At 61.5% G+C, this 9,006-nt stretch carries 5 protein-coding genes; all 5 read right to left on the bottom strand.

Annotated elements, in window-relative coordinates; genetic code table 11:
- Window positions 1–115: 115 nt before the first annotated feature.
- A complete protein-coding gene (locus VGH68_RS22505) occupies window positions 116–1,471 on the bottom strand; it encodes a sigma-54 interaction domain-containing protein (RefSeq protein WP_331605921.1) in 1,356 nt (451 codons plus the stop codon).
- Complete coding sequence (locus tag VGH68_RS22500; RefSeq protein ID WP_331605920.1) at window positions 1,468–4,536, bottom strand: peptidase domain-containing ABC transporter; 3,069 nt, start codon at window positions 4,534–4,536, stop codon at window positions 1,468–1,470. The genes VGH68_RS22505 and VGH68_RS22500 overlap by 4 nt, the downstream gene beginning before the upstream one ends.
- 30 nt (window positions 4,537–4,566) lie before the next feature.
- Window positions 4,567–5,319, bottom strand: a complete 753-nt coding sequence (locus VGH68_RS22495; RefSeq protein WP_331605919.1) for a peptidylprolyl isomerase — start codon at window positions 5,317–5,319, stop codon at window positions 4,567–4,569.
- Window positions 5,320–5,356: 37 nt separating this feature from the next.
- Window positions 5,357–6,730, bottom strand: a complete 1,374-nt coding sequence (locus VGH68_RS22490) for an HlyD family efflux transporter periplasmic adaptor subunit (protein WP_331605918.1) — start codon at window positions 6,728–6,730, stop codon at window positions 5,357–5,359.
- On the bottom strand, window positions 6,708–9,006 hold a 2,299-nt coding region (locus VGH68_RS22485), incomplete at its 5' end, for an FHA domain-containing protein (protein ID WP_331605917.1). The genes VGH68_RS22485 and VGH68_RS22490, both read right to left, overlap by 23 nt.

Raw genomic sequence — 9,006 nt, 5'->3', positions numbered from 1 at the left:
AACATCACCGCGGTGGTCGTCGAAGCGCACGATCCGAATGCGTCGGAGAAGACCTTGCTGAACCCCGCGCCGTGACAGCTTCTCGTTCAGATGTGCCGTTCAATCGGCGTTCCATTCAACCTTCGGCGTCTTCCTCGTCGCGCTCGTTGGTGCCGTTTGTCGCAGACGGCGCATTACGGTTGCGAAAATCCTTCGAATGCAGACCGTGCTTTTTCAATAGCATCTGCAAGTGCGAGCGGTTCATATCGATGCGTCGCGCCAGTTCCGCAACGGTGCCGCTCGTTTCACGCAGCCCACGTTCGAGAAATGCCTTTTCGGCATCGTCGCTCGCAGCACGTTTGGCGTCGCTCAACGACATCAGGTTCGCGACGCTGATCGGCTGCTGGCCGCCCGGATGCGTGCCATTCGATACCACAGCCACCGAGCCGGGCGCCGCCGGACGCATGTCGAGCGGCAAATGCTCGACGTCCGCCATATCACCGGCCAGACAGGAAATGCGGTACATCACGTTGCGCAATTCGCGGATATTGCCGGGATATGCATAGCTCAGCAGGAAGTCGCGTAAACGTGGCGTCAATCTGACCGGCCTGCGTTTCAACGTGCCGGCCGCCTCGTCGCCGAACCACGCAATCAGCAGTGGAATTTCGTCGCGCCGTTCGCGCAGCGGCGGCAGCGTCACGTGAATCACGCTAAGCCGGTAGAACAGATCTTCGCGGAACTTGCCCTCTTCGCTGAGCTTGCGCAGATTCCGGTTGGTCGCCGCGACGATGCGCGTATCTACGGCGATCGTCTCATCGGAACCGACGCGCTGAATTTCATGCGCTTCGAGCACACGCAGCAGCTTCACCTGCCCGGCGAGCGGCAATTCGCCGATCTCGTCGAGAAAGATCGTGCCCGTATGCGCGCTTTCGAATTTGCCTTTGCGATCGTTCGACGCGCCGGTAAACGACCCCTTGCGATGCCCGAACAGTTCCGATTCGAGCAGATTTTCTGGAATCGCGCCGCAATTCACCGAGATAAACGGCTTGTCCGCGCGCGCGCCGTTCGCGTGAATCACCTTCGCCATCAATTCCTTGCCGGTGCCGCTTTCGCCGTCGATCAAGACCGGCAAATCGGTCGGCGCGGCTTTCTCGGCGATTTCCAGCGCTTCGAGCAGATGCGTGTTGTCGCCGAAGGTGCCCTCAAAAATGAAGCTGCGTTCGAGCAGTGCCTTGCGGCGCGCACCGCGCGACTGATCGGCGCTCTCTTGCGGCTCGGCAGCGGACGCCGCCTGCACGAAGCGCTCCTTGTGCGACAGCTGCATCACCTCATCGCGCAATGACGTGACCTGCCTGAGCAGCTTGTCGATATCCGCGCGTTCGAGCCGCGACGACCAGCGCAGCGTGGAACGCAGAATCTCGATCCGCTCGATCAGCCCCGCATACGATATCGCGGGGCTCGCCTCTTCAACCTGGTCGAGTATCTTCATCATGATGCGCTCAATTGTTTCTGCACCAGCTGGTAGTACATGCCGCCGCGCTGGAGCAATTCGTCGTGACGGCCTTGTTCGACAATCGCGCCTTCATACAGCACCAGAATCTTGTCGGCGCGCATGATCGTGCTGAGCCGGTGCGCGATGATCACCGCGGTGCGCCCCTTCAGAATGTCGTGCATATTGCCGAGAATATTGCTTTCCGACTGGGAGTCGAGCGCCGACGTCGCTTCGTCGAACACCAGCAAACGCGGATCGTGATAAAGCGCACGCGCAATGCACAGGCGCTGAATTTGCCCGCCCGACAGACCGACGCCGCGCTCGCCGACAATCTGCTCATAGCCGAGCGGCATCTTGCTGATAAAGCCGTGCGCGTCGGCCATTTTGGCGACCTCTTCGATGCGGCGCCGCTCGGGCGCATCGTCGCCGCTCGCAATGTTCTCGGCAATCGTGCCGGAGAACAGCAGATTGCTTTGCATCACGTAGCCGATCTGCGCGCGGAAGTAGGCTTTGTCGATCACGCCGGCATCGTAGCCGTCTATCGTCATCTTGCCCTCGCTCGGCTCGTAGAAACCTACCAGCAGTTTCGCGAGCGTGGTTTTGCCCGACCCGCTACGCCCGACGATCGCCACCAGTTCACCCGGTTTGATATCGAAGCTGATGTTCTCCAGCACATAGGCCGATTCGTCGTCGCCATAGCGAAAATACACGCCGTTCAGGCTGATTTCGCCTTGCAGTTCCGGCAGCATCACGCGCGACGGCAAGTCTTGTGGGCGCTGCTCCGGCTCGATATCGAGCACGTCGCCGAGCCGTTCCATCGCCACGCCGGCATCGTTGAGCATGCTCCACAAACCGACCAGCCCCATCAGCGGGCTCAATACGCTGCCCATGAACGCGTTGAATGCGATCAACTGGCCGATCGTCAGTTCACGCGCCAGCACCAGATTGGCGCCGACCCACAGAATCGCGATCGTCGTCGCCGCATTGAGTAACTGGCTGCCAAAGCCAACCAGAATACTGAACGCATGCGCGCGATACTGCACCTCCAGCGCCTTCGCGTACTTTTTCTCCCAACGCAAGCGCACCGGCCGTTCGATCCCCATGCCTTTGACGGTCTCCACACCGGAGAGCGCTTCCATCAGAAACGATTTCGCCTCGGTCGACGCCGTGAACACTTCCCGCGCATATCCCTTGATCTTCGGTGTGGCGACCAGGGTCAGCCCCATGATCGGGATGACAAAGGCGATCAGAACGAGCGTCATCTTCACGTTATAGACAAACATGATCGTGAAGTAGATAAAAATCATCAGCAGATTCAGTGCGGTCGTTACCGTGGATTCGGTCAGAAACGCGCGAATCGTCTGGTTCTCCTGAAAGCGCGCGAAGATATCGCCGGTCTTGCGCTTCGCAAAGAAAGAGAATGGCAGCGAGAACGTATGCTTGAAGAATTGCGACATCATCGCGAAGTCCATGTTGCGCACCATGAAGTTCGCCAGATACGCACGAATCGTGGACATCAATTGCGAAAACACGTTCGAGATAATCAGCCCGCCGATCAGCAGATGCAGCAGGCTGACGTTCTGATGCACGATCACGCCATCGAGAATATTCTGGATAATCAATGGCGGAATCACGCCCAGCACCTGAATCACGAAAGTCGCGAGAAACAGGTGCCCGAGTATCTTCCGGTACGGCTTCAGATAACCGACGAAGCGTATCCACGGCGAACGCGCGGCGGACATCTGCAACAGATGCGCGCCGCCGGTGAACAACAAACACGTGCCGCTCCAGCCCCGCTCGAAGTCCTCGACCGCCAGCTTTCTGAAGCCGAGCGCCGGATCGGCGACCCACACGTAGTCTTTCGACAGGCCATACACGACCACGTAGTGATAGCCCTCCCAGTGCACGATGAACGGCAGATCGAAACCGCGCAACGAATCGAACGTGCATTGCACGCCGCGCGTCGTGAAGCCGAGCGATTCGCCCGCGCGCGCGAGACTGTCGAGCGTCGCGCCTTGCGTGGTCACGTTCGCGAGTTCGCGCAGTTTGCCGAGCGTGATCGGAATGCCGTAGTGGCGGCAGACCATGGCGAGGCATGCGGCGCCGCAATCCATCTCTTCGGCTTGCTCGACGAGCGCAAAGCGCCTGATGATCTTTTCGCCCAGCTCCGGTTTGCTCTGCAGGTCGAGCATCAACGGCAGCTTGCGGCGCTGCTCGAGCCGCTTTTGCCGCTGCAATTCGCGGTCGCCATAGCGAATGCGTTCGTCGAGTACCTCGCGCAGTTTCGGGTTGCGTTCGAGAATGAAATGAACCGTGCGTTCGGGAATCACCAGTAAGCGCGTGTCGGTCGTTGCGACCACGGAGGCCATTTGCTCCTGCCGCATCAAGCACGCCTTTTCGCCAAATATCTCGCCTTCGCCGAGGGTCGCGAGCGTGTAATCGCGTCCGTCGTCATGGCGGACGATCCGCACCGCGCCTTGCCGCACCACGTAGAGCCGCCTGTCGTCGCGGCTGTCCTGCTTCAGAATCTCCTTGCCAGCGGCAACACGCTTTACGCCGACACTGCGCACGTATTCCTCGAGTTCCGCCTTGTTGATCTTGCCGCGCAAATCGAACAGTTGCGCGACGAAGCCGCCCGCCGAATTGATCGCCACATAGCTCGCGACGAATGCCAATGCGGCCTGATTGGCGGCCAGCACCGGTTCGAACGCGGCGCGCGGAATGAACAGCAACTCGGTTTTTGCCGACGCCCGCACCGACGCTTCATGGACATAGGTGCGCAATATCGCGATGTCGGCGAATATCTCGCCCGCTTTGCGCACCCCCATGCTGGTTTCCTTACCGTGTTCGTCGGTAAAGATGCGCACCGACCCGGAGCGGATCACATACAGACCATCGGCCACGTCGCCCGTCGAGCAGACCGTTTCACCGAACGAATAGAAGCGTGCCTGCGCAAATTCGGCGAGGCGCTCGATCTCATCGCGCGAGAACGGCGACAGGATTTCCACCGACGCAAGAAACTCGGCGGCGGAAGGCGCTGAAGGGGCGGTCCGCGGTGCATCCATGGCTGTAGGTTTCCCGGTTCGACGAGCGCGTTAGCGCGCTTCGATCACATGCTCCTGCGCGCGCGCGATCAGCCAGCTTTCGCGCAGCAGACGCCGGATCTCGGTCGACACCTCCGCGTCGAGCGTGGCCGGATACCTGGCCGTCACCGCGAAGATCTCGAAACACGAGCGGTCCGCCGATGGAAATGGCCCCAACAGATCGCTCACCGCCGCGTTGAAGATCTTCGCTTCGATATCGGGCTTCAGCGAACCGCGCAGTACCTTGCCGATCACGCCGCCCGACTCGCGCGTATCGGCAATCGAATGCTCGCGCGCCATCTCGGCGAAGCTATCGGGGTCGTCGCGCAGATACGAAATCATTTCCTTCGCCTTGCCCTCGTTGTCGAGCACGATATGGCTTACCTCGACAGCGTCGAACTTCGGCGAATTCAGCGCGAAGTAATCGCGAATCGCCGCGTCATTGCCGATTTCGTCGAGCATCTTCTCCTGATACAGCCCATCGGTGATGAACGCTTCGAATTCGTCGAGGCTGACATGCAGCGCATCGAGGTAATGATTCATATCCGCCGCGCGGTGCAGTCCGCGCACACGGCGGAACTGATCGGCGCGCTGCTGGATCTCGTCGGCGCTCACGGCGATGCCCTGCTTTTTCGCCGCATGCACGGTGAGCTTGTCGCGCACGATCTGCTCGATCAGGCTCTCGAATTGGCCGGTCAACTTCAGCAGACGAATGAACTCGTCCACATCCACGACTTCGTCATCGATACGCACTATCGCGGTCATTTGGTCCGCTCCTTTGACTGATTTGGATTTGGCGCGCTCAACCCGCCACCTGCCTGAACGGATCGAGACCGAGATCGATCAGGCGGCGCTCGCGCACCACGATTTCCGCATTGGCCGTCATACCGTAGCGCAGCGGATAGCGCGTGCCCGCCACTTCGTAATAGTCGTTGTCGAGCACGACGCGGCCCTCGTAGACCGGTTGCTTGTCCTGCAACGAGGGCTTGGTGGCCGGCGAGATATAGGCCAGCGTGCCGCTGATGAGCCCGTAGCGCTGGTACGGAAATGCGCTGAATTTCATCTTGACCGGCAGGCCCTCGTGCAAGAAGGCCCGGTCGTGTTCGGCGATTTCGATTTTCAGCACGGGCCGCGCATCTTTCGGCGCGATGCCGCCGAGGGGCGCATTCGCCTGAATCTTGTCGCCGCGCTGCGTCGACGTCACATCCGTAATCACGCCGGAGACCGGCGCAAGAATCAGCAGGAAATTGTCTTTGTCGATGTTCTCGAAACGCACGCGCGCGGCGGCATCGGCTTCGAGACGCGCGCTTTGCAGTTGCACGCGCAATTTGTCTTCCGCGTCGGTGATATCGCGCACCGCCGAATCGTATTGCAGTTGCAGATCCGCACTTTGCTGGCCACTGGTGGCGAGCTGCGCATTGGCTTGCGCGTATTCGTGGCTCAGACGGAAATCGAGTTCCGCGAGCTTCGACTGCGCGACACGGTACGCGTTATCCGCTTCGAGCGCGGCCGTGCGCTTCTGCTCAACCTGCAACTCGGCAATGCCGCCGCCGCCCGGCTGCGCGAAAAGCCGCGAATAGCGGTCGAGTTCCTGTCGCGCCGCTTCACGCGCGCGGCGCGCATTATCGAGCGCGCTGCGCGCTTCGTCGAGCTCGGCCTTCTGTCCTTCAGCCAGCTTCGTCGTGCCTTCGGACACGCGGTTCTCGTGCAAGCGTTCCTCGACATCCAGTTGCGCTTTCAGCGAAGCGGCCTTGCGTTCCATCAAGGCCTTTTTCTCGGGAAACTGCTTCCAGTCGCGCTCGGCATCTTCGAGCTTCAGTTGCGCCTGCAACGCATTGCTCGCCGCCTCGATCGCGCCGCGCGCATTGAGGCGCGCGAGCACGTCTCCCTTTGAAACCGGCTGGCCCTCGGCGATATAGAGGTCCGCCAGTTCGCCGTCGATCGGCGCATAGATGCGCCGCACCTCCGATTCCGGCGACAGCGTTCCGGGCGCGCTGACGACCACATCGGCGCGACCGACGAACGACCACAACAAGCCAGCCACCACCAGCGCGAGCATCGCCCAGATCAGCATGCGCGCAATCCGCACCGGCTCGGAGGTCAGGATCGCGATGCCTTCGACGCTGTGATCCTCCAGCGCCTCCGACAACGGTCTAGGGTGAGGGTCGCGCTTCACTCTGGTCGCCTCCTATCAACGCGAGCTTCGCTTTCAGCAGCCCCGGGTCGAGCACCATCCGCAATTCGGTCAGCGAGCGACGCTGCAAACTCGCTTCCGCGTCGATATCCGCGAGCAGTTGGTCGAATTCCGCCGGATGACTCGCGTTCAGTTGCGTATAGATGCGCATGCCTTGGCGCGCCGCCGTCTGCGCGTCGGAAAGCAGCCTCGCTTCGCTGCGAAAGCCCGCCGAGATACCTGCTTCGAGCCGTTGCGTACCCCCGATCGGGCCGCTCGCCCGGTACGCTTTCCACAGGCTTTGCGCGCGCAGCAACAACTCCTGCGCATGCGCGATCGCCTTGTCGTGCAAAGCCGCGACGTCTTTCTGGATCGACTGCACGAACCACGCATCCGCTTTCGGGTCGAGACTCGCGTACAACGACAGCAGATGCGGGGCATAGTCGTTGCCGCCGCGCGTCTTCTGCAAATCGTTGTACTGGTCGGACAAAGCCTTCTTGTGCGCCGCTTCGGCCTCCAGCACATCGGACCACGGACTCGGCGGCATCGACTGCAACCCGGTCAGCGCGTCGCGGATATCGCCGCGTTGCCAGGCCGCGTCGACCGCTTTTTCGCGCTCGACGATTTCCGCCGACGGCAAACGCGTCGCGGCCAGTTGCTGGAATTGCGCCTGAAACAGCGGGGTGCTAAAGCGCGCCGTTCGCATCATCGCGAGCAACGACGTCAATTGCCGACTTAGCGCCGCGTTCAGCAGCGCGGTGTATTCACGCAAATCCTCGCGGACCCGGTCGAGCCCGGCAAGGCGCGGATAACGCTGCGCGTAATCGTCGAGCACCGGTGGCAACGCGTCCGGTTTGTCGCGCGCGAGTTCGGTGCGGATCACGCCATTGAGCCGGTCGATCGCCGCGACGTACACCGAGTCGTCGCTTTCGAGCTTGCGCAGATGACTGAGCGCCTGCGCATAGGGTTCCGCAAAGCTCGGCACGTAGCTCGCAATCCGGTCGAGCGCGCGTTGATGGCTTCTCGCGTCGTCGTCCCAGCGTTGCAGCAGAGAGTTGATTTTCGCTTCGTCCGCGTACATGCGGATCGGCGCGTCCACCCCACCGCGCGCCGCGACGAAACGTTCGAGATCGCCGACCCATTGCAATTCGCCGACTAGTGCAGTCGAATCGGGATTGTTCGCGCTCGCCGCTCTCATATCGTTGAGCCGCGCGTCGGCCTGGTCGAATTGCGCTTTTTCCAATGCATTGAGCCAACCGGGAAGTTGCGCTTTCAATAGCGCTTCGCTCGCGAGCGCGCGGACTTTCGTATCTGCAGGATGGCTGGCCAGATAGCCGCTCGCCACCGCGACCGCGCTCGTGTAATCGCCGCTGGCAAGCAGGTTCCTCAATTCGCGCTCCGACGACGCGCGCAGATAGAGCGTCACGCCGAGCGCGGCCAATACGACGACGCCTACGCCGCTCCATGCCGCGATACGGCGCAGGTTCGTGCGTTCGCCGTCCGCGAGTGCGTTGCGCAGTTCGCCGGCCACGAGGCGCCAGCGGCGCGGTTTGTTCCTCGTCGCGCCGCTGCGTGTTACGCCGGCGGCATTCGGCATACCGTTCGTGCGTTCGGTGCCTTTCGAGCCTTTGCTGCCCTTTACGCCCGCCCCGCCATCTGCGCCAACGCCGGCAGCATCATGCTTCGCCTTGACGGACGCCGGCTGTGCCGCGTCGTTCACCTCGTCCTCGCGCTGCAGCGCCGGATCGATGCAGAAGATCTCGAGGAACGAATGCGCGGCGCCGACGAAGGTGGTCTTATCGGCATCGGCGGCACTGTCGGCGGCCGGGTTCAGGCTAAGCTGGGTCACGGTGGGTTCGACATCGGGCGCCTTCTGTAGCGACACCCTGTAGACGAAGTGGTCGCCGCCAAATGCAACGATGTCACCCTCGACGAGTGGCTGCGCCGATTCGTCGAGCCGCTTGCCATTCACGAAGGTGCCGTTCGTGCTGCCGAGATCTTCGACATACAGCTCGCCGCCCTTCAGGAAGACATGCGCGTGACGCCGCGAAATATAATTGACCTGGTGCGGATAGCGGTCTTTGTAGCGCGCAAAGACGTCGTCGGTTTTACTGACCAGAAAGGGGAATGCCTGCACTTCGACGGGCTGTAAGCCGAGATCGTCGCGCTGCGGTACGAGCAGGAGTTGGGGCGTCGCACGAGCGCTTCCATTCGCGACGATCCGCGCGCGCGGCTCGATATTCACGCGATAGCAGAGCTCGCCGCCAAAGCATAGTTCG

Source organism: Paraburkholderia sp. (assembly GCF_036488505.1).
In the GTDB taxonomy this organism is placed as follows: domain Bacteria; phylum Pseudomonadota; class Gammaproteobacteria; order Burkholderiales; family Burkholderiaceae; genus Paraburkholderia.
Note: the sequence above shows the minus strand (reverse complement) of the source record. Positions and strands in the feature narration are given on the sequence as shown.